This is a genomic window from Achromobacter sp. UBA5777 (genome assembly GCF_002418565.1).
Taxonomy (GTDB): domain Bacteria; phylum Pseudomonadota; class Gammaproteobacteria; order Burkholderiales; family Burkholderiaceae_B; genus Achromobacter; species Achromobacter animicus.
In genome coordinates this window covers 1-23,728 of the sequence record NZ_DIEJ01000256.1, presented here as the reverse complement: position 1 = coordinate 23,728, position 23,728 = coordinate 1, and the positions used below count along the sequence as shown (strand labels likewise).

The 23,728-nt window shown below is 64.7% G+C and carries 22 protein-coding genes and 1 pseudogene (1 of these 23 cut by a window edge); 13 read left to right on the top strand and 10 right to left on the bottom strand.

Translation table 11 applies throughout. The features are described 5' to 3' along the window. Positions 1-91 (bottom strand): annotated as a pseudogene (locus tag B3446_RS22290) (H-NS histone family protein) (its annotated part extends 154 nt beyond the left edge of the window); the annotation flags it as partial. 749 nt (positions 92-840) lie between these two features. On the opposite strand from B3446_RS22290, the gene tldD reads away from it, so the two are divergent. The 6 genes from tldD to glcF all read left to right on the top strand — a co-directional run bounded on the left by tldD (position 841) and on the right by glcF (position 9,196). Beyond that, positions 841-2,301 (top strand): metalloprotease TldD, encoded by a 1,461-nt coding sequence (tldD, locus tag B3446_RS22285; RefSeq protein WP_175124623.1) that lies wholly within the window; start codon positions 841-843, stop codon positions 2,299-2,301. A gap of 246 nt (positions 2,302-2,547) precedes the next feature. Continuing rightward, positions 2,548-3,621 (top strand): 3-deoxy-7-phosphoheptulonate synthase AroG, encoded by a 1,074-nt coding sequence (aroG, locus tag B3446_RS22280; RefSeq protein WP_175124622.1) that lies wholly within the window; start codon positions 2,548-2,550, stop codon positions 3,619-3,621. 129 nt (positions 3,622-3,750) lie between these two features. Beyond that, entirely contained in the window at positions 3,751-5,160 is a 1,410-nt protein-coding gene (locus B3446_RS22275; protein ID WP_291385077.1) for an FAD-binding oxidoreductase, read from the top strand. Positions 5,161-5,341: 181 nt separating this feature from the next. Continuing rightward, on the top strand, positions 5,342-6,841 hold the full coding sequence (locus tag B3446_RS22270; protein WP_175138771.1) for an FAD-linked oxidase C-terminal domain-containing protein: 1,500 nt from the start codon (positions 5,342-5,344) through the stop codon (positions 6,839-6,841). Between the two features lie 12 nt (positions 6,842-6,853). Continuing rightward, complete coding sequence (gene glcE, locus B3446_RS22265) at positions 6,854-7,954, top strand: glycolate oxidase subunit GlcE (RefSeq protein WP_291385074.1); 1,101 nt, start codon at positions 6,854-6,856, stop codon at positions 7,952-7,954. A 6-nt stretch (positions 7,955-7,960) separates the two neighbouring features. Beyond that, positions 7,961-9,196: a glycolate oxidase subunit GlcF gene (glcF, locus tag B3446_RS22260; RefSeq protein WP_291385072.1), complete on the top strand. Its 1,236-nt coding sequence runs from the start codon at positions 7,961-7,963 to the stop codon at positions 9,194-9,196. 27 nt (positions 9,197-9,223) lie between these two features. On the opposite strand, the gene B3446_RS22255 is transcribed toward glcF, so the two are convergent. The 5 genes from B3446_RS22255 to B3446_RS22235 all read right to left on the bottom strand — a co-directional run bounded on the left by B3446_RS22255 (position 9,224) and on the right by B3446_RS22235 (position 14,187). Next, complete coding sequence (locus B3446_RS22255) at positions 9,224-10,663, bottom strand: NAD(P)(+) transhydrogenase (Re/Si-specific) subunit beta (protein WP_291385070.1); 1,440 nt, start codon at positions 10,661-10,663, stop codon at positions 9,224-9,226. Then, the gene (locus tag B3446_RS22250; RefSeq protein WP_006224972.1) at positions 10,660-10,977 is read right to left on the bottom strand and encodes an NAD(P) transhydrogenase subunit alpha; all 318 of its coding nucleotides are present in this window, start codon (positions 10,975-10,977) and stop codon (positions 10,660-10,662) included. The genes B3446_RS22255 and B3446_RS22250 overlap by 4 nt, the downstream gene beginning before the upstream one ends. A gap of 2 nt (positions 10,978-10,979) precedes the next feature. Continuing rightward, positions 10,980-12,098: a Re/Si-specific NAD(P)(+) transhydrogenase subunit alpha gene (locus tag B3446_RS22245; RefSeq protein ID WP_291385066.1), complete on the bottom strand. Its 1,119-nt coding sequence runs from the start codon at positions 12,096-12,098 to the stop codon at positions 10,980-10,982. A gap of 156 nt (positions 12,099-12,254) precedes the next feature. Next, positions 12,255-13,130 (bottom strand): N-formylglutamate amidohydrolase, encoded by an 876-nt coding sequence (locus B3446_RS22240; protein WP_191576554.1) that lies wholly within the window; start codon positions 13,128-13,130, stop codon positions 12,255-12,257. Between the two features lie 67 nt (positions 13,131-13,197). Next, positions 13,198-14,187, bottom strand: a complete 990-nt coding sequence (locus B3446_RS22235; protein ID WP_191576553.1) for a Bug family tripartite tricarboxylate transporter substrate binding protein — start codon at positions 14,185-14,187, stop codon at positions 13,198-13,200. A gap of 237 nt (positions 14,188-14,424) precedes the next feature. Between B3446_RS22235 and gcvA the strand changes: the two genes are divergently transcribed. The 3 genes from gcvA to B3446_RS22220 all read left to right on the top strand — a co-directional run bounded on the left by gcvA (position 14,425) and on the right by B3446_RS22220 (position 17,380). Next, on the top strand, positions 14,425-15,351 hold the full coding sequence (gene gcvA, locus B3446_RS22230) for a transcriptional regulator GcvA (RefSeq protein WP_175124613.1): 927 nt from the start codon (positions 14,425-14,427) through the stop codon (positions 15,349-15,351). Between the two features lie 7 nt (positions 15,352-15,358). Beyond that, entirely contained in the window at positions 15,359-16,477 is a 1,119-nt protein-coding gene (mnmA, locus tag B3446_RS22225) for a tRNA 2-thiouridine(34) synthase MnmA (protein ID WP_291385063.1), read from the top strand. 84 nt (positions 16,478-16,561) lie between these two features. Then, positions 16,562-17,380, top strand: coding sequence for a sulfite exporter TauE/SafE family protein (locus tag B3446_RS22220; protein ID WP_191576551.1), 819 nt, complete (start codon positions 16,562-16,564; stop codon positions 17,378-17,380). A gap of 90 nt (positions 17,381-17,470) precedes the next feature. On the opposite strand, the gene B3446_RS22215 is transcribed toward B3446_RS22220, so the two are convergent. Next, a complete protein-coding gene (locus B3446_RS22215; protein ID WP_175124610.1) occupies positions 17,471-18,082 on the bottom strand; it encodes a glutathione S-transferase in 612 nt (203 codons plus the stop codon). 162 nt (positions 18,083-18,244) lie between these two features. On the opposite strand from B3446_RS22215, the gene purB reads away from it, so the two are divergent. Next, positions 18,245-19,621 (top strand): adenylosuccinate lyase, encoded by a 1,377-nt coding sequence (gene purB, locus B3446_RS22210; protein ID WP_175124609.1) that lies wholly within the window; start codon positions 18,245-18,247, stop codon positions 19,619-19,621. Positions 19,622-19,679: 58 nt separating this feature from the next. Beyond that, positions 19,680-20,138 (top strand): c-type cytochrome, encoded by a 459-nt coding sequence (locus B3446_RS22205; RefSeq protein ID WP_175124608.1) that lies wholly within the window; start codon positions 19,680-19,682, stop codon positions 20,136-20,138. 95 nt (positions 20,139-20,233) lie between these two features. Here B3446_RS22205 and B3446_RS22200 read toward each other — a convergent pair whose 3' ends face one another. The 3 genes from B3446_RS22200 to B3446_RS22190 form a co-directional block, all read right to left on the bottom strand. Then, entirely contained in the window at positions 20,234-20,926 is a 693-nt protein-coding gene (locus tag B3446_RS22200) for a cytochrome b/b6 domain-containing protein (RefSeq protein WP_175138765.1), read from the bottom strand. A gap of 86 nt (positions 20,927-21,012) precedes the next feature. After that, positions 21,013-21,294 (bottom strand): hypothetical protein, encoded by a 282-nt coding sequence (locus B3446_RS22195; protein WP_175124606.1) that lies wholly within the window; start codon positions 21,292-21,294, stop codon positions 21,013-21,015. A 658-nt stretch (positions 21,295-21,952) separates the two neighbouring features. Beyond that, entirely contained in the window at positions 21,953-22,312 is a 360-nt protein-coding gene (locus tag B3446_RS22190; protein WP_191576549.1) for a hypothetical protein, read from the bottom strand. Between the two features lie 202 nt (positions 22,313-22,514). Between B3446_RS22190 and B3446_RS22185 the strand changes: the two genes are divergently transcribed. Both B3446_RS22185 and B3446_RS22180 read left to right on the top strand, forming a co-directional pair. Further along, the gene (locus tag B3446_RS22185) at positions 22,515-23,228 is read left to right on the top strand and encodes a DUF3053 family protein (protein WP_291385056.1); all 714 of its coding nucleotides are present in this window, start codon (positions 22,515-22,517) and stop codon (positions 23,226-23,228) included. Positions 23,229-23,319: 91 nt separating this feature from the next. After that, positions 23,320-23,728: AI-2E family transporter (locus B3446_RS22180; protein WP_291385054.1), on the top strand; the 409-nt coding region annotated here is incomplete at its 3' end.

The following is a 23,728-nucleotide window of genomic DNA, read 5'->3' as shown; positions in this document are numbered from 1 at the left end:
GCTTCGTCTGGAGGACTTCGGCCTTCTTTTGGAGCTTGTTGATTTCCTTTTCGATCTTTGCTTGCAGAGCTGCGTAGGTTTCTCGGGCCATGGTTTATTCCTGATTATGGAACTGCTTTAATCGCCGGCGAAGTTATGTTTATTTGTTGTGCTTCGCATAATACAGAATTTAAGTCGGGGTATCGCCATTCTCAGACTAATTACTTTGTATCAAAAGGGCCGGAAGGCTTATCGCTTGCAGGTCGCCGCAATTTTCACAACATAGGAAGCAATATCTTAAATTTGGGACAAACTGAAACAAGTGGCTGCTTGGCTAACGGGTTTGCATTAGGACGATTGATTGTCCGACAACCCCGAGAATGGCTTGCAGGCTAACGAAATCAGCAGCCAGCAAGGCGGCGCGCGGGAACTATCAAGGCGAGCCTCGCGTCAATAACCGAGCGCTCGATGCGGGCTGAATTTGTCGCCAACGCACGCGTTATACATTATGGCTTTGTGACCCCCCTGCGTTGGTATACCCCTGAAACAACGACGTTCCGTCCCTCGGATTTCATTTTGTTGTCAGGTCGTACGACAAGATCGAAATCGTCTGATAGCCAAAGCGGTCCGGGCGTAATTGCTTAACTTGATACTTAACTTGATGCCCAGTATGCCGCCCCCATCTGTATGGGCAAGATAATGCGAGATCATTTTGTCCCGCATGGCGTGCCGCATTTGCCACTGCGGCGCACCGCGACTTTTGGTGTCCGGCGCGACGCCGGGTCCTTGTCGGCGGTACGATACGGTCTTGAGCGCCATGACGCGCGTGCGCGGCCCCGGTGCCGTTCCTGAACTGAGCCTATGAAAATCATCGATCCCGCCATTGCTTCCCTGGCCACCGCCAAATCCCTTCTACTCGACCCCTGGGGTCTGACCGAAGCGGACATGGCGCGGGCACTGGGTGAAATCTTCACCCACAAGGTCGATTACGCCGACCTGTACTTCCAGTACACGCGCAGCGAAGGCTGGAGCCTCGAAGAAGGGATTGTGAAGACGGGCAGTTTCTCCATCAGCCAGGGCGTGGGTGTGCGGGCCGTCAGCGGCGAAAAGACCGCATTCGCCTATTCTGATTCCCTGTCGCCCGACGCGCTGCTGTCCTCGGCGCACGCCGTGCGCGGTATCGCGCGCCGCGGCGCCGGCAAGGTCAAGGTCGCCGCCCACGTCGAAGCCGAGATGGGCCGCAGCCTGTATGCGGACATCGACCCCGTCGCCAGCCTCAGCGCGCCCGAAAAGGTCGCGCTGCTCGAGCGCATCGAGCGCATGGCGCGGGCGCGCGATCCCCACGTGATCCAGGTCATGGCCGGACTGGGCGCGGAATACGATGTGGTGCTGGTCGCGGGCAGCGACGGCCGCCTGGCCGCAGACGTGCGTCCCCTGGTGCGCCTGTCGCTCACCGTGATTGCCGAACGCAATGGCCGTCGCGAAATGGGTCACGCCGGCGGCGGTGGCCGGCTGGGCCTGGCCTACTTCACCGACGAGATGCTGCAGGGCTATGTCGAGCGCGCCGTGCACGAAGCCATGGTCAACCTCGAGGCGCGTCCCGCACCGGCCGGCGAAATGACGGTGGTCCTGGGCTCGGGCTGGCCCGGCATCCTGCTGCACGAAGCCGTCGGCCATGGCCTGGAAGGCGACTTCAACCGCAAGGGATCCAGCGTGTTCTCCGGCCGCATCGGCGAGCGCGTGGCGTCCAAGGGCGTCACCGTGATCGACGACGGCACGATTCCCGACCGCCGCGGTTCGCTCAACATCGACGACGAAGGCAATGCCACGCAGCGCAATGTCCTGATCGAAGACGGCATTCTGCGCGGCTACATGCAGGACACGCTGAATGCGCGCCTGATGAAGACCGCCGCCACCGGCAACGGCCGCCGCGAGTCCTTCGCGCACCTGCCCATGCCGCGCATGACCAACACGTACATGCTGGCCGGCGACAAGCCCGCCGACGAAATCGTGGCTTCGGTCAAGCGGGGCCTGTATGCCGTCAACTTCGGCGGCGGCCAGGTCGACATCACCAACGGCAAGTTTGTGTTCTCGGCCTCCGAGGCCTACATGATCGAAGACGGCAAGGTCACGTATCCGGTCAAGGGCGCCACGCTCATCGGCAATGGCCCCGACGCCATGAACCGCGTCACCATGATCGGCAACGACCTGCAACTGGATTCTGGCGTGGGCACCTGCGGCAAGGACGGCCAGAGCGTGCCCGTCGGCGTGGGCATGCCGACGGTCCGCATGGAAGGCCTGACGGTCGGCGGCACGGCCTGATGCCAAAAATGGGGGCGGCATCCGGCAAAAATCCGGCGTGACGCCCTCAATAAACTGTGCTAGAGTCGGTCCCCATGAAATTCGCGTCCCCCGCCTTTTATTTTTATTTTTTTGGTTTTCTGAAGCCGCTGGCGGAGGAAGGGACGCGCTCAATCTGAAGTTTGGACAGAATCCCCCCAAAAAAGCCGCCAGCGAATCTGGCGGCTTTTTTTATGCCGCCGTGGCGGGCAACCCAGGAGCAGTACCGTGTCGCACAACACCGATGACCTTCGTATTCGAGAAATCAAGGAACTGAATCCGCCCTCGCACGTGATGCGCGAGTTCGCGTGCACCAAGGAGGCGTCCGAGACCGTCTTCGCCGCGCGGCAAGGCATGCACCGCATCCTGCACGGCATGGACGATCGCATGATCGTCGTGATCGGTCCGTGTTCCATCCACGACACGCGCGCCGCCATCGAATACGCCAAGCGTCTGAAGCCCGTGCGCGACCGCCTGAGCGCCGACCTGGAAATCGTGATGCGCGTCTACTTCGAGAAGCCGCGCACGACCGTGGGCTGGAAGGGCCTGATCAACGATCCCGACCTGGACGGCAGCTTCGACATCAACAAGGGCGTGCGCGTCGCTCGCGAACTGCTGCTGGATATCAACAGCATGGGCTTGCCGGCGGGATGCGAGTTCCTGGACATGATTACGCCGCAGTACATCGCGGATCTGGTCTCCTGGGGGGCGATCGGGGCGCGCACGACGGAAAGCCAGGTGCACCGCGAGCTGGCCTCGGGCCTGTCGTGTCCGGTGGGATTCAAGAACGGCACGGACGGCAACGTGAAGATCGCCGTCGATGCGATCAAGGCGGCCTCGCAGCCGCACCATTTCCTGTCGGTGACCAAGGGCGGCCATTCGGCCATCGTGTCCACGGCGGGCAACGAGGACTGCCACGTCATCCTGCGCGGCGGCAAGACGCCGAATTACGACGCGGCCAGCGTGGACGCCGCTTGCCAGGACGTGTCCAAGGCCGGTCTCGCGCAGCGCATCATGGTTGACGCCAGCCACGCCAACAGCAGCAAGAAGCCCGAGAACCAGCCGCTCGTCGTCGAAGACGTGGCGCGCCAGATGGAAGCCGGCGATGCGCGTCTGGTCGGCGTCATGGTTGAAAGCCATCTGCTGGGCGGCCGCCAGGACATGGTGCCGGGCCAGCCGCTGGTGTACGGCCAGAGCATCACCGACGGCTGCATCGACTGGGATGCGTCGGTCGCCGTGCTGGAGCGCCTGGCGCAGGCCGTGCGCGAACGCCGCCGCGTTGCGCTGACCTCCGGCAAGTAAATCCGCCAAGCGATTTCCCAAAAACGAGGGGGATGCGCGCCGCGCACCGTCAGCCTGGGGCGGTGTGCGGCGCAGCACGCGAGGCGGCGTAGAATATTCGGATTATCGAACCCGGGAAACCACGAGATCATGAACGCTCCCTTGCACGCCGAATCGTTGCGCCGCGCGGTTCCGGCCGCCTGTCTGGATGCCCTGCGTGCGCACTTTGGCGACCGCCTGTCGGAATCGGCCGCCGTGCGCGAACACCATGGCCGCGACGAATCGCCTTACCCGGCCCTGCTGCCCGACGCCGTGGTCTTCGCGCACTCGACGGAAGATGTCGCATTCGTCGCCAAGGTGTGCAACGAGCATCGCGTTCCCTTGATCCCGTACGGCGCCGGCTCGTCCCTCGAAGGCCACATTCTTGCGATCCAGGGCGGCATCAGCCTGGACCTTTCGCAGATGAACAAGGTCCTCGCCATCAACGCCGAAGATCTCACCGCCACGGTGCAGGCCGGCGTGCTGCGCAAGCAGCTCAATGAAGAAATCCGCAGCACCGGTCTGTTCTTTCCGATCGACCCGGGCGCCGACGCCAGCCTGGGCGGCATGGCCGCCACCCGCGCGTCGGGCACCAACGCCGTGCGCTACGGCACGATGCGCGAAAACGTCATGTCGCTGACCGTCGTCACCGCGGACGGCCGCATCATCCGCACCGCGGGCCGCGCCCGCAAGTCGTCGGCCGGCTACGACCTGACGCGCATTTTCGTGGGCAGCGAGGGCACGCTCGGCATCATCACCGAAGTGACCGTGCGCTTGTATCCGCAGCCCGAAGCCGTGTCCGCCGCCGTCTGCAATTTCCCGACGCTGGACGCCGCCGTACAGAGCGTGATCGAGATCATCCAGATGGGCGTGCCGATCGCGCGCGTTGAGTTCATGGATGCCGCCAGCGTGCGTGCCGTCAACCTGCACAGCAAGCTGACCCTGCGTGAAACGCCGCTGCTGGTATTTGAATTCCACGGCAGTCCCGCCGGCGTGCAGGAGCAGGCCGAAACCGTGCAGGCCATCACGGCCGAGCACGGCGGCATGGACTTTGAATGGGCCGAACGCCCCGAAGACCGCAGCCGCCTCTGGACCGCACGCCACAACGCGTATTTTGCGGGCCTGCAGTTGCGTCCCGGCTGCCGCGCCAGCACGACCGACGTCTGCGTGCCGATCTCGCGCCTGGCCGATTGCGTGCGCGACACCGTCGAGGAACTGGACCGCGCAAGCTTCCCGTACACCATCGTCGGTCACGTGGGCGACGGCAACTTCCACGTGCTGATGCTGCTGGACGCCGACAGCGCGCAGGAATGGCAGGAATCCGAAGCCATCAATCACAACCTCGTGCGCCGCGCCATCGCAGCTGACGGCACCTGCACGGGTGAGCATGGTGTCGGCCTGCACAAGATGCAGTTCATGGCGGAAGAACACGGCGAAGACGCGCTGGATCTGATGCGCAGTCTGAAGCACGCGTTTGACCCGAACAACATCCTGAATCCGGGCAAGATCGTGTCCTGGTAATCAGCAGGGGGAGGCCGCCAACGCCTCCCTCGTTCCGTCAGCGCCTGCTGCTTTTACGCGACAGGCTGCTTCACGGTTTACGGCCGGTTACGTATGAACTGGCCGCAAATGCCGGTAAATGCGTCAGGTGCGGGTAAATCCCGGCCTGATTAACATGGGCACACGCGCTATTGTTGCGCTCATGAATTCACTGGTCGAAACCGGCCTGGCACAAGTGCAGGCGCCTTATTCGCAGCAGCAGCTCATCGAGGCGTTGTCGGCCGCGTTGCCCGCGCACTGTGTGCTTTATCGCGAAGAGGACACCCGTCCTTACGAATGCGATGGCCTATCCCTTTACCGCTCGATTCCCGCGGTCGTTGCCTTGCCTGAAACGGAAGCGCAGGTGCAGGCCATCATGCGCATCTGCAAGCGCCTGAACGCGCCTATTGTTGCGCGCGGCGCCGGAACGGGATTGTCGGGCGGCGCCATGCCGCACAGCCAGGGCGTGTTGCTGGGGCTGTCCAAATTCAATCGGATCAAGCATATCGACCTGGCCAGCACGACCGCCATCGTCGAGCCGGGCGTGCGCAATCTTGCTATCTCCGAAGCCGTGTCGCCGTATGGGCTGTACTACGCGCCGGACCCATCGAGCCAGATCGCGTGCTCCATTGGCGGCAACGTCGCGGAAAACTCCGGGGGCGTACATTGCCTGAAATACGGTCTGACCGTGCACAACGTGCTGCGCGTGCGCGTGGTCACGATTGACGGCGACGTGGTCGAACTGGGATCGCACGCGCCGGACGCGCCCGGACTGGACCTGTTGTCCGTGTTCGTCGGGTCCGAGGGCATGCTGGGCGTCGTCACCGAAGTGACCGTCAAGCTCATCCCGAAGCCGGCCTGCCAGCAGGTCGTCATGGCCAGTTTTTCCAGCGTCGAGGCGGCAGGCAACGCGGTCACCCAAGTGATTGCTGCGGGCATGATTCCCGCGGGACTTGAAATGATGGACCGGCGTGCCACGCATATGGTGGAGCCGTTTGTCCGCGCGGGCTACGACATGGACGCGCAGGCCATCCTGCTATGCGAATCGGACGGCACACCCGAAGAGGTGGCGCACGAGATCGCGCGCATGGAGGCCGTGTTCCGGCAAGCCGGCGCCACGCGTTGCCAGGTGTCGGCATCCGAGGCGGAACGCTTGAAATTCTGGGCGGGGCGCAAGAATGCGTTTCCCGCTGCCGGGCGCGTGTCGCCCGATTACTACTGCATGGACGGCACGATTCCGCGCCGTCATCTGGCGCGCGTACTGGGCGCCATTGAACAGATGGAAGACGAATTCGGCCTGCGATGCGCCAACGTCTTTCATGCCGGCGACGGCAATCTGCATCCGCTGATCCTGTTCGATTCGAATAAGCCGGACGAGGTGGAGCGCGCCGAGAAATTCGGTGCGGCCATTCTTGAGCTGTGCGTGCAAGTGGGAGGAACCGTGACCGGAGAGCACGGTGTGGGAATGGAGAAGATAAATCAAATGTGCGTGCAATTCTCTCGCGAAGAACTCGACGCGTTCCTGGCAGTCAAGCGGGCTTTTGATCCGCCGTGCCTGCTGAATCCTGAAAAGGTCATCCCCACGCTGGCCCGCTGCGCCGAATACGGCAAGATGCACGTCCATGCGGGAGAACTGCGCTTCCCCGATCTCGCCCGCTTCTAGGACGTATCCCCTATGGATTTTGTCCTGTCGGAATTGTGCGACCAGGTCATGACGGCCCGTGCCGGCCACAAACCCCTGTTCGTGATGGGCGGCGGCAGCAAGCGGTTCTACGGTAACTACCGTCCCGTGAGGCCGCAGGATGGCCATTGCTTGCTGGATATGACGCCGTACCGCGGCATCGTCAGTTACCACCCGTCTGAACTCGTGGTGACGGTGCGCGCCGGCACGCCGCTGGCCGAACTGGAGGCCGCGCTTGCCGAGCACGGCCAGATGCTGGCTTTCGAACCGCCGCATTTTGCGCCGACCGCGACGGTGGGCGGCTGCGTCGCGGCCGGCCTGTCCGGCCCGCGCCGCATGAGCGCCGGCGCCTTGAAGGATTTTGTGCTCGGTGCGCAACTGCTGGATTCGGACGGGCGCGTCCTGTCCTTCGGCGGCGAGGTCATGAAGAACGTGGCGGGCTATGACGTGTCGCGCCTCCTGGCCGGCTCGCACGGCATCTTCGGCGCCATCCTGGAGGTGTCGCTCAAGGTCGTGCCCAAGCCGATGCAAGAGATGACGCTGGCGTTGCCTGCGACGCAGGCGCAGGCGCTGGCCAACTTTGCCTTCTGGCGCGGCAAGCCGCTGCCGATCTCGGCATCGAGCTGGACAGGCGAGGGCGGAGAAGGCATGACGATGGTGCGGCTTTCGGGCGCGCCGCCGGCGTTGGCGAGCGCGCGCGCGCTGATCGGTGGCGACGTGCTTGAGCCGGATGCGGCCGACGCATGGTGGCGGTCGTTGCGCGAGCAGACGCACCCGTTCTTTGCGCCAGACCGGCCATTGTGGCGGCTTGCCCTGCCGCCAACCACCGCGGATCTGGAACTGGGCCCGACGCTGGTGGAGTGGGGCGGCGGCCAGCGATGGTTGTGCGGTCCGCACGATGCCGCCGTGCTGCGCGATAGGGCGGCCCAACATGGCGGTCACGCGACCTTGTTCCGGCCCGCCGATACCCCGCCGCCCGCCGATGGCGTGTTCCATCCGCTCGCGCCCGGCGTCGGCGCAATCACCCGCAGGCTGAAGCAGGAACTTGATCCCGCCGGCCTCTTCAATCCCGGCCGCCTGGTCCTGGAGCTGTAGGACATCATGCAAACCAATCTGGCCTCCTGGGCGAGCGGCACCGATCTGGGCAACGAGGCGGACGCGATTCTGCGCCGCTGCGTGCATTGCGGATTCTGCACGGCCACCTGTCCGACTTATCAGGTTCTGGGCGACGAACTGGACAGTCCGCGCGGACGCATCTATCTCATCAAGCAGGTGCTGGAGGGCAAGGAGCCCACGCAATCCACGCAGCAGCATCTGGACCGCTGCCTGACCTGCCGCAATTGCGAGACCACCTGCCCGTCCGGCGTCGAGTACGGCCATCTTGTCGACATCGGCCGCAAGATCGTGGACGAGCGCGTGGAGCGATCGTGGAGCGACAAGACCAAACGCACGTTGCTGCGCAAGGCAATGCTGTCGCCGATGTTCGCGCCGGCCATGCGTCTGGGCCAGAGCCTGCGCGGCGTCTTGCCCCAGACCCTGCGGCGCAAGGTGCCGGAACGCCGCGATGCCGGACCGCTGCCGCAGGTGGCGCGACACGATCGCCAGGTACTGATGCTGGCGGGCTGCGTGCAGCCGGCCATGATGCCCACCATCGACGCCGCCACCATCCGCGTGTTGGATGCCGTGGGCATCGGGGCGCGTATCGCGCCGGGCGCCGGCTGCTGCGGCGCGGTCAGTTTCCACCTGGACGCGCAGGACGAAGCCGTGGCGCAGATGCGCGCCAACGTCGACGCGTGGTGGCCGCTCGTGCAGGACGGCAAGGTCGAGGCCATCGTCATGAATGCCTCGGGCTGCGGCGCCATGGTCAAGGAATACGCGCACCATCTGCGCCACGACGCGGCGTATGCGCAGAAAGCCGCCGACATCGTGGCGCTGGTGAAGGACGTGGCGGAGATCCTCGCGCCGCACGCCGACATGCTGCGGTCGCGCCTGCCGGCCGGCACGCGGGCATCGTTTCACCCGCCGTGCACATTGCAGCACTGGCAGGGACTGCGGCCGTTGTCGGAGCAACTGCTGGTCGACCTGGGTTTCGAGCTGCAGCCGTTCGCGGATAAGCATCTGTGCTGCGGCTCGGCGGGCGCGTATTCGGTATTGAATCCGGACATCGCGCTGGAATTGCGTGACCGCAAGCTGGGCGCCATTGCGGTGGGCAGTCCCGACGTGATCCTGTCGGCCAACATCGGGTGCATCGGCCATCTGCAAAGCGGCACCGATACGCCGGTGCGCCATTGGGTCGAAGTGGTCGACGAGCAGTTGCGCCGCGCTGCGCAGGGCTAGCCGCCCGCGCAGCGCCTGGCGTTGTGGTTACTCCACGGCCTTGACCATGTCTTCGAGCACCTTCTTGGCGTCGCCGAAGACCATCATCGTGCGGTCCATGTAGAACAGTTCGTTGTCCAGCCCGGCATAGCCCGAGGCCATGGAGCGCTTGTTCACGATGACCGTGCGCGCCTTGTAGGCTTCGAGGATGGGCATGCCGGCGATGGGCGACTTGGGATCGTTCTTGGCGGCCGGGTTGACCACGTCGTTCGCGCCCAGCACCAGCACCACGTCGGTCTGGCCGAACTCGCTATTGATGTCTTCCATTTCGAAGACCTGGTCGTAGGGCACTTCGGCCTCGGCCAGCAGCACGTTCATGTGGCCGGGCATGCGGCCGGCCACCGGATGGATCGCGTACTTTACGGTCACCCCCCGCGCAGTCAGCTTTTCGGCCAGTTCCTTCAGCGCATGCTGGGCCCGCGCGACAGCCAGGCCATAGCCCGGCACGATGGTGACGCTTTCGGCGTTGGTCATCAGGAACGCCGCGTCGTCCGGGCTGCCCGACTTGACGCTGCGCTGCTGCGCGTCGCCTGCCGCCGCGCCGCCGCCCGTTTGCCCGCCAAAGCCGCCCAGGATCACGTTGAAGAACGACCGGTTCATTGCCTTGCACATGATGTAGGACAGGATGGCGCCCGATGAGCCCACCAGCGAGCCGGCGATGATCAGCATGGGGTTGTTCAGCGAGAAGCCGATGCCCGCCGCCGCCCAGCCGGAATAGCTGTTCAGCATCGACACCACCACCGGCATGTCCGCGCCGCCGATCGGGATGATGATCAGCACACCCAGCACGAAGGCGATGAGCGTCATGATGATGAAGGGCGTCCATTCCTGCGTGAGCATGAACCACAGGCCGCAACCCAGCATCGCCAGCGCCAGCGCCAGATTCAGCATGTGCTGGCCGGGGAACACCACCGGCGCGCCCTGGAACAGCCGGAACTTGTATTTGCCGGACAGCTTGCCGAAGGCGATGACGGAGCCCGAGAACGTGATGGCGCCCACGAACGTGCCGATGAAGAGCTCGAAACGATTGCCGGTCGGGATGGCCATGCCGGGCGGCGCGATGCCGAAGGCGTGCGGCTCGGCCACCACCGCCACGGCGATCGCGACCGCCGCCAGGCCGATCATGCTGTGCATGAAGGCGACCAGCTCGGGCATCTTGGTCATCTCGACACGCTTGGCCATCAGCGTGCCGATGGAACCGCCGACCAGCAGCCCCAGCACGACCCAGCCCAGCCCGATCGTGGCCGTGCCGCTGCGCGCCAGTCCGATGATGAGCGCCGCGGTGGTCACCACGGCGATCGCCATGCCGGCCATGCCAAAGGCATTGCCCAGGCGCGAGGTGGTGGGGTGGGACAGGCCCTTGAGCGCCTGGATGAAGCAGACCGAGGCAATCAGGTAAAGCAGGGTGACGAGGTTCAGCGAGATCATTTCGCTTCCTCCTTGCCCGGCTTGCGGTCCTTCTTCTTGAACATTTCAAGCATGCGCCGCGTCACGAGAAATCCGCCAAACACGTTGACGGCGGCCAGCGCCACGGCGAAGACGCCCATGCCGCGCGCCAGTCCGCCTTCGGTCAGCGCGGCGGCCAGCATCGCGCCGACGATGATGATCGCGGAAATGGCATTGGTGACTGCCATGAGCGGCGTGTGCAGCGCGGGCGTGACGTTCCAGACCACGTGGTAGCCGACATAGATGGCCAGCACGAAGATGATGAGATTCATCAGGGTGGGGTTGATCGCTTCCATGGTCACGTCCTCCGCGTCACATTGCCGCCTTCGCACACCAGGCAGGCCGCCACGATTTCATCGTCGCGCTGGATCGCCAGCGCGCCGTCCGCATTGATGATGAGCTTCAGGAAATCCAGGATGTTGCGCGCGTAGAGCGCCGAGGCGTCGGTGGCGACCAGGCCAGGCAGATTGGTCAGCCCGATGATCGTCACGCCGTGCTTTTCGACGATCTGCCCTTTTTCCGAGAGCGGGCAGTTGCCGCCGCGTTCGACGGCAAGATCGACCAGCACGGAGCCCGGCTTCATGGCCGCGACCGTGTCCGCCGAAACCAGCGTGGGGGCGGGGCGTCCTGGGATCAGCGCGGTGGTGATGACGATATCGGCCTGCTTGCAGCGTTCGGACACCAGCGCGGCCTGGCGCGCCATCCACGCGGGCGGCATGGGCCGCGCGTAGCCGCCCGTGCCTTGCGCGATCTCGCGCTCTTCGTCGGTTTCGAACGGCACGTCGATGAACTTGGCGCCTAGCGATTCCACCTGTTCGCGGGCGGCGGGCCGCACGTCGGAGGCTTCGACCACCGCGCCCAGCCGCTTGGCGGTGGCGATCGCTTGCAGGCCCGCCACGCCGGTGCCCAGGACGACCGCGCGCGCGGCTTTCAAGGTGCCGGCGGCGGTCATCATCATGGGAATCAGCCGGCCGTAGTGATGGGCCGCAAGCAGCACGGCCTTGTAGCCGGCCAGGTTGGCTTGCGACGACAGCACGTCCAGGCTTTGCGCGCGCGTGATGCGCGGCGCGGCTTCCAGCGCGAAGCCGGTCAGGCCGGCGGCGGCCATCTGCGCCAGACCTTCGGCGTCGAAGGGATCGAGCATGCCAACCACCACCGCGCCGGGCTTCATGCGGGGCAATTCTTCAGCGGCGGGTGCGCGAACCTTCATGACCAGTTCGGCGCCCAGGGCATCCTGGGCTGAACCGAGCGTGGCGCCCGCTGCGACATAGGCATCATCGAGATAGCGGGCGGCAGCGCCGGCTCCACTTTCCACAACGACGGTGTGCTTGCCGCCCACGTACTTCTTGACGGTCTCCGGTGTTGCTGCGACACGGGTTTCCCCGTCTCGGGTTTCCTTAGGTATCCCGATGTGCATCGACGCCTCTCCTCAGAAGGTTCGCCGTAGTTATACACGGAATGTGCGCTCTCCCGCCTCCCCCGTTTTGGCCGCTTGCGCGCGGCCCAAAAAAAACCCCATGGCGAACCATGGGGCAGGGGTCTTGCAACCCGGCGCGTGGACGGACGGCGTTGCTTATGCCGTCTGCGCGCGGGTCCAGGTGATCAGCGCGGCGGTGAGGTCGCGCAGATCGGCCTTCAGGCGGCCGTAGTTGTCGGTCGGACGAAGCGACACTTCGTCCATGTAGAGCTTGCGGTTGATCTCGATCTGCAGGCTGTGGCGGCCTTCTTGCGGGCGGCCGAACGCGCGCACCAATTCGACGCCCTTGTAGGGATCGTTCACGGTGACGTTGTAGCCGCGCTCGCGCAGCCAGGCGGCGATGAATTCGCGGAAGGCCGGATCGCTGGTGCTGCCGTCGCGGTCACCCAGCACGAAGTCGGGATGGACCAGGCCCGGGCGATCGGTGGCGAAGGCGCCGGCCACGCTGGGCATCGAGTGGCAGTTGATGTGCCAGACCTTGCCGAACTTGCGGTGGGCGTTGTCCAGCACCTGGCCGAGCGCGGCGTGATAGGGCTTCCAGCAGGCATCGATGCGATGGCGCACTTCGTCCACCGTGAGCTTGCGGTTGTACAGCGGGGTGCCGTCATCGAGCATGCGCCAGATCAGACCCTTGCCCAGCTTGACCTTGGGCGAGGCGTTGATGGCGTCGGGCCATGCCGCGTCCAGCAGCAATTCGTCGATCTCGTCGGCGGCGCGGTTGGCGTCGATATAGGCGCGCGGAAACGCCGCGGCGATCATCGGCACGCCCATCTCGATGGCGTCGCCCCACAGATCGTCAACCCAGGTGTCCTCGGCCGTGCGCAAGGCGCCAAAGTCCACCGCGGCGGCGAAATCGGGGGGGTAGGTCGTGCCGCTGTGCGGGGAATCCAGCACAAGAGGGACCGAGATTTCCGAATCGGGATAGTGCTGCGGGAGGTCGAAGCGGTAGGACAGGGGCTGGGTAAGTCGCATAAGGGGGTACTGCGTTCGTGAATCGGAGGTCCTCGCGCGCCACGGGCACGCGAGGACCGAAGACCGGTTAGTCGATCTTCACGTTGGCTTCTTTGGCGATGCGCTTGTTCTTGGCGATTTCAGCCGAGATCTGCGCGCCGAATTCGGCCGAGGTGTTGGCAGCCGGCGAGGCGCCGAGGGCTGCAAGGCGGCTCTTGACGTCTTCTTCGGCGCTGACCTTCTGGACGGCGGCGTTCAGCTTGGCCAGCACGGGGGCCGGCAGCTTGGCCGGGGCAACCAGACCGAACCACGACGCGTCGTTCACGGCCGGCAGACCGGCTTCGGCGAACGTGGGCACGTTGGGCAGCGAGGCGACGCGCTGCGGCGAGGCGACGGCCATGGCGATCAGGCGGCCGGACTGGACGTGCGGCAGCGTGGAGGGCAGGTTGTCATACATGACGTCGACCTGGCCGGCCAGCGCGTCGTTCAGCGCGGGGCCCACGCCACGGTACGGCACGTGCATCAGGTCGGTGCCCGAGGCCATCTTGAACAGTTCGCCCATCATGTGCGAGACAGAACCGTTGCCGGCCGACGCGTACGTCAGCTTGCCGGGCTGGCTCTTGGCCAGCGTGATGAACTCGGCGATGGTCTTGGCCTGGACCTTCGGGTTGATGGTCATGATGTTCGGCACGGCAGCCAGGTTCGAGACGGGCGTGAAGTCCTTCTCGCCATCGAACGGCAGGTTCGGGTAGATGGCCGGGTTGATGCCGTGCGTGCTGACGGTGGCGATGCCCAGGACGTAGCCGTCCGGCGCGCTGCTGGCGACGAAGGCGCTGCCGATCGAGCCGCCGGCGCCGCCGCGGTTTTCCACGACGACGGTCTGGCCCAGTTCCTTGCCCAGCTTGTCGGCGAACAGGCGGCCGACGATGTCGGTGGTGCCGCCGGGCGGGAAGGGAACGATCAGGCGGATGGGCTTGCTGGGATACGCATCTTCAGCGTGCGCGATACCCGAGGTCAGCGGCGTGGCCAGGGTCGCGGCGGCGACACACAGGCCCAGGACTACATTACGGCGTTGCATGAATTCCCCTACTAATGAATGAACAGCGGATGCGCAAAGGCAGACGCAAACCCGACGATTCTTTCCTGGCGGCCAGGTTTGCGCAAACGAAAGATTCTCCGTAAGCTATGACTTTTTTTCATACCTCTTTTCGGCAGGCCCTCGCCAGCGTTACTCTTTTGTAACATTCGTCGCCTCGGCCTTTGCCGTCATCATGCCCGCAGGGCAAGGGAGCCCCACATTCGGTGGGGGCTGCAGATGAGGCGTTTCTGTCCCTCTTTAACGGATCTCCAGGCGTTCGAAGTTGCCGCCCGGCACAGCAGTTTCACGCGTGCCGCGCAGGAATTGTGCGTGACGCAGGGGGCCGTGAGTAAACAGGTGAAACATCTGGAAGAGTTCGTCGGCGTTGAACTATTCCTACGAATCAGGCAAGGCCTGGTTCTGACCGAAGCAGGCCGCAGCTATCTGGCCAAGATCCAAGCTGGTCTCGGCCAGATCGAAGCGGCCACTGTAGAACTGATCGCGCACCAGGGGCGCGGCGGCACGCTCAACCTGACCTGTATGCCGACGTTTGGCGCGCGGTGGCTGATTCCGCGGCTGACGGCCTTCATGCGCCTGCGGCCCGACATCCACGTGGAATTCCTGCCGCATCGCCAGGGCTACGACTTCTCCACGCCCGAATTGGACGCCGCCGTGCGCTTCGGCGAGGGGCTGTGGCCCGGCAGCGGCGCGGACTACATCGTGGGCCGTGAGATCCTGCCGGTCTGTAGTCCCCGCCTGATCGCGGGCGGGTGCCAGTCGCCCGAAGACCTGCTGGCGTATCCGCTGCTGCACCATACGTCTGCCCTGGAGGGCTGGCGCGACTGGTTCGAGCAGGCCGGCTGCGACACGCGGCGCAGCCTGGAAGGCGCCCGGTTCGATCAATACGCACTGCTCTCGCAGGCTGCGGCGGCGGGTTTCGGCGTGGCGCTGATCCCGCGCTGCCTGATCGAGGACGAGCTGCGTGACGGCAAGCTGGCCATCGCGATGCAACTGCCGATCCGTGCGCGGATGGGGTATTACCTGTGCTACCCCGAGCAGAAAGCCAATCTGCCCACCCTGCAGGCCTTCCGCGCCTGGCTGATGGAAGTGTCGCGCGCCGCCGAACCGCAGCCGCGGGAAGACGCCTTGTCCGATCTAAAATAGCCGCATCATGAGTCAAACATCCACCAAGAAAGGTCGCGTTGTCGTCGGCATGTCCGGCGGGGTCGATTCTTCGGTCACCGCCTGGCTGCTCAAACAGCAAGGCTACGAGGTCGTCGGCCTGTTCATGAAGAACTGGGAAGACGACGACGATTCCGAATACTGCTCCACCCGCCAGGATCTCCTGGACGCCGCGAGCGTCGCCGACCTGGTCGGCGTCGAGTTCGAATACGTCAACTTCGCCGCCGAATACAAGGACCGCGTGTTCGCGGATTTCCTGCGCGAATACTCGGCTGGCCGTACGCCCAACCCCGACGTTCTGTGCAATGCCGAGATCAAGTTCAAGGCGTTCCTGGACCACGCCATGGCGCTGGGCGCGGAACACATCGCGACCGGCCATTACGCCCGCGTGCGTGAAGTGCCCGCCGAGGGCGGCGGCTCGCAGTTCCAGTTGCTCAAAGCGCTGGACGCATCCAAGGACCAGAGCTACTTCCTGCATCGCCTGAACCAGGCGCAGTTGTCGCGCACGCTGTTTCCGCTGGGCGAGATCCACAAGACCGAAGTGCGGCGCATCGCGCACGAGATCGGCCTGCACAACGCCGCCAAGAAGGATTCCACCGGAATCTGCTTCATCGGCGAGCGGCCGTTCCGGGAATTCCTGAACCGTTACCTGCCCACCGAGCCCGGGCCCATCCTGACGCCCGAAGGGCAGAAGGTCGGCCGCCACGAAGGCCTGTCGTTCTACACGCTGGGCCAGCGCAAGGGGCTGGGCGTGGGCGGCGTCAAGGGCCGCCAGCGGGACGACGGCACGGCCGAGGCCTGGTATGTGGCGCGCAAGGATCTGGAACGCAACGTGCTGTACGTCGTGCAGGGGCATGACCATCCTTGGCTGCTGTCTGCCGAGCTGAAGGCGCAGGACGCGAGCTGGGTGGCCGGCCACCCGCCGGCAGCGGGCGCCTACGGCGCCAAGACCCGCTATCGGCAGGCCGACGCGGCGTGCCGCCTGGGCGATGCGGCGCTCGAGACGTTTTCGCTGGATTTCACCGAGCCGCAATGGGCGGTGACGCCCGGGCAGTCGGCAGTGCTATACGATGGCGAGGTTTGCCTGGGTGGCGGGATCATTATTTAAGAATGCCCCGCTGCACGTAACCAAGGCCCCCCGGAGCCATGCCCGCGGGGCCTTGTTCATGACAATAAAACTGAGGAGACGGTTGTGGATGTGACGATGGTGATCTGCCTGCTGGTGTTGGGCGGAGTGGTCGGCTTTGCCGCGGGCCTGTTGGGCATTGGCGGCGGCATGCTGCTGGTTCCGTTCTTGACGATGCTGTTCACCTGGCAGGGCATGCCGGCCGACCTGGTGGTGCATGCGGCGATCGCCACGTCCATGACGTCGATCCTCTTTACCTCCGTTTCCAGCGTGCGCGCCCACCAGCAGCGGGGCACCATCAAGTGGCGCATCGTCGCGGCGATGGCGCCGGGCATCATCATCGGCGGGCTGCTGTCGGGCGGCGCGGTGTTCGCCGCGCTGAGCACGCTGTGGCTGTCGCTGTTCTTCGCGTTGTTCGTCGGCTACTCCGGCTGGAGCATGCTGCGCAACAAGAAGCCCAAGCCCACGCGCCAGATGCCGGGCGTGGTCGGCACCAGCGCGGCGGGGGCGGGCATCGGCTTCCTGTCGGGCCTGGTCGGCGCCGGGGGCGGCTTTCTGTCCGTGCCGTTCATGGTCTGGTGCAACGTGGCCCTGCACAATGCGGTGTCGACCTCGGCGGCGCTGGGTTTTCCCATCGCGCTGGCCAACAGCGTCGGTTATATCGTTTCGGGCCTGAACGAAGCCCAGACGTATCCGGGGATGCTCGGCTTCATTTACTGGCCGGCACTGCTGGCGCTGGTCTGCACCAGCGTGCTGACGGCGCCGCTGGGTGCGCGCATGGCCCATCGCTTGCCGGTACAGACGCTCAAGCGCGTGTTCGCCGCGCTGCTGTTCGCACTCGCGGCTTACATGCTGTTCAAGGCGTGGCAGACCTGGACGGTTTGATCTTTATACGGAAAACCGGCCGCGGAAAGCGGCCGGATGAAAAAACGCCCGGTCGAACCGGGCGTTTTTGCGGACATTTCTGGCCGACCGTCAGGCCGTCTTGGGCACCGTGTCGATGAACGACTGGCGCTGGGACAGCTTGTCGTACAGGCGGGCCAGATTGGGCTGGCCGGTGCGCCAGTCCAGGGTGGCAAAGCGCAGGTCGAGGTAGCCCAGGGCACAGCCGACCGCGATGTCCGCGAGGCTGTAGTTGATGCCCATGCAATGGGCGTTGTCGCCCAGGCTTTTGTTCATGGCGTCCAGGCTGGCGTGGATCTTGCCGTATTGGCGTTCGATCCATTCGGGGCTGCGCTGGGCCTCGGGGCGCTGGTTTTCCTTGACGATGGTCACGCAGGCGTCCAGGACGCCATCGGCGATGGCTTCCCAGCATTTGACGGCTGCGCGATCGCGTCCTTGCTGAGGAATCAGCCGGGCGACGGGAGACAGGGTGTCCACGTATTCGACGATGACGCGCGAATCGAACAGGGCGCCGCCGTCTTCCATCACCAGGCAGGGGACCTTGCCCAGCGGGTTGTACGTTTGGATCTGCGTGTCGGCGGACCAGACGTTTTCGAGTTCAAGCCGGTAGTCCAGCTTTTTCTCGGCCATGACGATACGCACTTTGCGCACGTAGGGACTGGTAAGCGAGCCGATCAGTTTCATGGAGTCACAAGCGGAGTCGGAAAGCGGCCGAAGTATAGCAGGCTGTATGACGGCCGGAATTGTCCGCAGGGCGGAATCTTCGTCAGTTTGCCACAATGTCAGGCGGCCCCGGATGATAAAATCGCCGGGTTTTCCCATCCGTCGCTTTTTCCCTACCAGACCATGCAAATCGCCGATCAGCTGAGCCAACTTAATGCCCTTTCGCCACTGGATGGCCGCTACGCTTCCCGGGGCGACGCGCTGCGCGGTCTGCTGTCCGAAGCCGGCTTCATGGCGCACCGCGTCGAAGTCGAGGTCGCCTGGCTGATCGCCTTGTCGGACGCCGGCCTGCCCGAGCTGCCGGCATTCTCCGAGGCCGCCCGCGCGCGCCTGGCCCAGTTGGTCGCCAACTTCTCCGAAGCGGACGCCGGCCGCATCAAGGATATCGAGCGCGTCACCAACCACGACGTGAAGGCCGTCGAGTACTGGCTGAAGGAAAAGGTCGCCGATGACGCCGAACTGGCCCGCGCCGCCGAATTCATCCACTTCGCCTGCACGTCCGAAGACATCAACAACACCTCGCACGCGCTGATGCTGTCGCGCGCCCGCGACCAGGTCGTGGTGCCGCGCCTGCGCGAAGTCGCCGCCAAGCTGAACGACCTGGCCGTCGCCAACGCCGATCAGCCGCTGCTGTCGCGCACCCACGGCCAGCCGGCCAGCCCGACCACGCTGGGCAAGGAATTCGCCAACGTGGCCGCGCGCCTGAACCGCGCCATCGCCGCCGTCGTGGCCGTCGAGCCCCTGGCCAAGCTGAACGGCGCAACGGGCAACTACAACGCCCACCTGTCCGCCTATCCCGAAATCAACTGGCCCGAGTTCAGCAAGCGCGTGCTGACCGGCCTGGGCCTGACCCAGAACCGCCACACCATCCAGATCGAACCGCACGACTGGATGTCCGCGCTGTTCGACGCGATCACCCGCGCCAACATCATCATCCTGGACCTGGATCGCGACATCTGGGGCTACGTGGCGCTGGGCTACTTCAAGCAGCGCCTGAAGGAAGGCGAGGTCGGTTCGTCGACCATGCCGCACAAGGTCAATCCGATCGACTTCGAAAACTCCGAAGGCAACCTGGGTCTGGCCAACGCCGTGCTGCGCCATCTGGCCGACAAGCTGCCGATCTCCCGCTGGCAGCGCGACCTGACCGATTCCACCGTCCTGCGCAATCTCGGCGTGGGCCTGGGCTACTGCCTGGTGGCGTGGGATGCCTGCATGCGCGGCCTGGGCAAGCTCGAAGTCAACACGGCTGCCATCGACGCCGATATCGACGCCTGCTGGGAAGTGCTGGCCGAGCCGGTGCAGACCGTCATGCGCCGCTATGGCCTGCCGCAGCCCTACGAGCAGCTCAAGGCCTTGACGCGTGGCAAGGGCATCACCGAAGAGGCTCTGCGAGAATTCATCCAGGGCCTGGCGCTGCCTGAAGAGCCGAAGGCCCGCCTCCTGGCGATGACCCCGCGCTCGTACATTGGTCTGGCTGCCGAGCTGGCCCGGGCGGTATAGTCGCCGTGCCGCGCGCGTCATGCGCGCGGCTTTCACGTTGTACCTACGGGAGAAATCAATGAAGAAGTTGTCCACGCTCGCTGCGCTGGCCTGTATGACGGTGGGTCCGCTGCTGGCAACGTCCGCCTCCGCGCAATTCGCCAAGCCCGAAGACGCCGTCAAGTACCGCCAGTCGGCGCTTGCACTGATCGGCTCGCACTTCGGCCGCATGGCGCCGGTGGTCAAGGGCCAGGCGCCCTATGACGCCGCGCAGATCAAGGCCAACGTCGATGTGCTGAAGACGCTGTCGGCATTGCCGTGGGCGGGTTTCGGTCCGGGTACGGAAGGCGGTGACGCCCGTCCCGAAATCTGGAGCGACGCCGCGGGCTTCAAGCAGAAGCAGCAGGCGTTCCAGGACAACATCGTGAAACTGTCGGCAGCCGCCGATGCCGGCGATCTGGACAAGCTGCGCGCGGCCTTCGGTGATGTCGGCGCCAGCTGCAAGGCCTGCCACGATTCGTACCGCAAGAAGAAATAAGGCAGCGGGCCGCTGTCAGATCCGGCCCGTCGTCCTGGCAAGCAAAAAGCCCCGTCAAGGGGCTTTTTTTTCATGGGCTGTTTGCTTGGGCTGGGTCAGGAGAACGACATGTCGGACACGACTTCGAGCGATCGTATCCACAGCACCAGCCCGGTCACGCAGGCGCCCAGCAACAGCGCGCGCAGCCAGATGGCCAGGCCGTCTTGAGCGGGCGGCGTGCCGGCGGGGACGTCCTTGGCGTCGACGTTGCCGGTGATGATGGCGCGCACCAGACGCTTGCGGCGCACCACCACGTACCAGGTGACGGCCAGCAGGTGCAGGGCGACGAGGCCGATGATGACCCATTCGTTGAGCTTGTGCCAGGACGTCATGGCGCTGGCGGTGGCTTCGGATACGTGTCCGAACAGCGGGCCCTGCGTCATGATGTCGTCGGTGGTGAACAGACCGCTGACCGCCTGAAAGCCCACGACCAGCAGCAGTGCCATGACCGACAGGGCGCCCAGCGGATTGTGGCCGGCGGGCGCGGCGGCGCCCTTCAGGTAGCGCGCCACCGCGCCGGGGCCGCGAACGAAATGCGCGAACCGGGCGTAGCGCGGTCCGGCAAAGCCCCACAGTACGCGGAAGATGATGAGGCCCAGCGCCGTACAGCCGAAGCGCACGTGCCAGTCCATGTACAGGCCGCCCAGCTTCACGCTGACGAACGCGCCGACGATGCAGACGACAAGCCCCCAGTGAAAGAGGCGGGTGGGAAGGTCCCAGATGCGGACCGCAAGACGATTGTTCTGCATGGTGATATCAGCGGGCTGAAGTTGCAGGGAATTTATCACGCACAAAGCAAACCGCCGCGGGGTAAGCGCGGCGGTGTTGGGTCAGCTTAGCGAGCGTTGCGGCGCACCGGTTCGATGCGATGCACGTGTTCGTGGCGGAACCGGATGCGCTGGGCGGGCGTCTTTTGGGCGGGCGCTCCGCACGGCACGACTTCAGTGGTGTAGGTGGTGGTGCCGTTGATCGGCGCGTTGAAGATGACCGTGGCGCGGATCTCGGGGCCGTTTGCCGGCTTCAGGTAGACGATGTCGCCGATGTGGATGGGCATGTCGTCGAGCTGGGTATGGGCCGGGCGGCGGATCAGTTCGGTGGTGGTGAAACGAGTATTCATGTTGTGTTCTCTTTAGGTTCTAGTTATTGGAAAAGCTGCGTCTTGTCATGGTGCGCACATTCGTGTCGCGCCTTGTCCGCCGGATGTATTGGACAGGCGTTACATGACACTAACGCATTGCTGCCGCCGTTCTTTTGCGCATTCTCATGTTTTTTGCGCGCCGGGCCGGCGTGGTGATGCCTTCGTCCAGTCCTGGCGGGCATCGGTCGGGCTGCAAGGCGCAGGCGCGCCATACACAGGCATGGTTGCCGGCGCGTTGGCGTGCGCCGATGCAGCCCTGGGTGCGCACAGAGTGGGTTGGCTCTGACGCTCGCGGTGGTTGGACCGCGGCATGCGTCGCTGCTTCCGGAAAAGCAACGTGTTATGTGGGTGTATCTGCTTCAGGCCGATCCGGACTGGCGGACGGGCGAAGGCGTGTGGTTTCCGATGGTGCTCTGGGTTTGCGTATTTTGCGTTGTACTTCGCAAGGACGCAGAGCTTACGGGTAGTGGATCCGGTTGCGGCAGCCGCTTTTTGCGGCCAGCTTGTTGGGGGCAGTTCGTGGCGGACATGGCGTACCGGGGTACGACTGCGCAGATCCAACCGATGATAATAGTGGTAATTGCGCGATTATGCAAGCATTTTCGGCCGGCTAGGCATCCGGCCGAGCAAATACGCTTCAGTGCGACGCGGGACGGGCCTGGCGTTGGGCCTCGATTATCAGGCCTTCCAGACGGGGCGACATGCGCAGCGCCACCTGGGCGCTGGTCGTGCCGTCTGGCTGCGGCAGCGTTTCCAAAGCCAGCTCGATGCGCTCGTCGTCAAAGGCCTCCGGCGCCGCTTCAATCTCCACATAGCGTTCCAGCAGCGCGTCCACGGCTTTCTGGGCGTCCGCCAGCGCTTCTTCCGACAACTTGCCGTGGCCGAGGTACTGGTTGACCACCCGCGCCAGGTCGTTCATGAAGTGGAGCAAGGCGTTCGCGCCGCGGCAGTCCGGGAGTGTGAAACCCCAGGGCAGGGGGGAAGCATTCTGAGTCATGGAGTCAACCAATATATGTTGCGGGCGGCAGGACGCCGCCGAATCCGTGATTTTAGAGGACCCCGGCGCCGGGAGCATGCGCGCCGCTCTCCCTGTGTCAACTCGCTTCGATGGCAACAAATTTCGCCCCATGCGGACCCAAGGTCGGGGCTACCGGATAATCTTTCCGTAATCTGCAGAATCGGAGTGCAAAAGGATGCGCATGAGTTGGGTTCGCGCCGGGGTGGCAGGCATGGCGGCGGTTTCGATGCTGGTGCTGGCGGCCTGCGTCAACAAGGAGCCGCAGGAGCGCGCCGCGTTCATACAAGTTCTGCAAGTCCGCATGAACAACGTGACGCTCGTGCCAATCGGCCTGTTGAGCAAACAGGAAAAGGACGCGATCGGGGATTACGACGACGCCTATGAAGTGATGACGGATTTCCAGGACGCCATGGCCAAGGCGGCCGCGCCGCTGCGCGAAGTGCTGTCCGTGGAGACGATCCGGTCGGTGAGCGAGATCGTGGAGCGCAAGGCCAGCCTGCAGGCGGCGCGCAAAACGCTGGCAGACAGCGCCGCGCAGGTCCAGGCGGCGCGAGGCAAGGCCGACAAGGCGCGCGCGGCCCTGACATTGCCCGCCGATCTGGCGCCCGTGTATGACGGCGTCTACGACGAGGCCGTGACAGCGCCGGCCGCCGACATGATGGAAGCCGCGGCCAGGATGGACTCGGTCGCCCGCGACGCGCTGGGCATTGCGGACTTCGTGGCTGCCAATGGTGCGGACGTCACCTTCGAGGATGGGCAGACCAAGGTGGCAAAACCGACGTTGCAACAGGAACTGAACCTGCGTCTGCAAGCGCTGAATGCGCAGTCCGACGGTCTTGAAGCCGCCCGCGCCACGCTGCTGCAGGCAGCGAGCGCCGGCTCGAAGGCGCCATAGCCGTGGATCAGCCTCGTCTCGATGCAAGCGGCGCCAGGCGGCGCTTTGTACAATGCGGCTCTCGCGGCGCATGCCGTGCCTTGGACACACCATGAGCGAATCTTCAGGCGTGCATTACAGAACCTTCGTGCTTTTGCTCGTGGTGGTCACCATCGCGTTCGGCTGGCTGTTGTGGCCTTTCTATGGGGCCGTGTTCTGGGGCACCATTCTGGCCATTCTTTTCGCTCCGTTGCAGCGCCGCCTGGTGGTGCGCATTGGCGGCCGACGCAATCTTGCCGCGCTCATCACGCTGCTGCTGGTGCTGCTGCTGGTGATTCTTCCGTTGGTCGTGATCAGCGGCTCGCTGGTGAGCGAAGGCGCGAGCCTCTATCAAAGCATCAAGTCCGGTCAGATCAACTTTGGCGCGTACTTCCAGCAGGCAATGGACGCCCTGCCGCCGTCGGTGCATGCGCTGCTGGCACGCTTCGACCTGGCCGACATCGCCAGCCTGCAGGACAAGC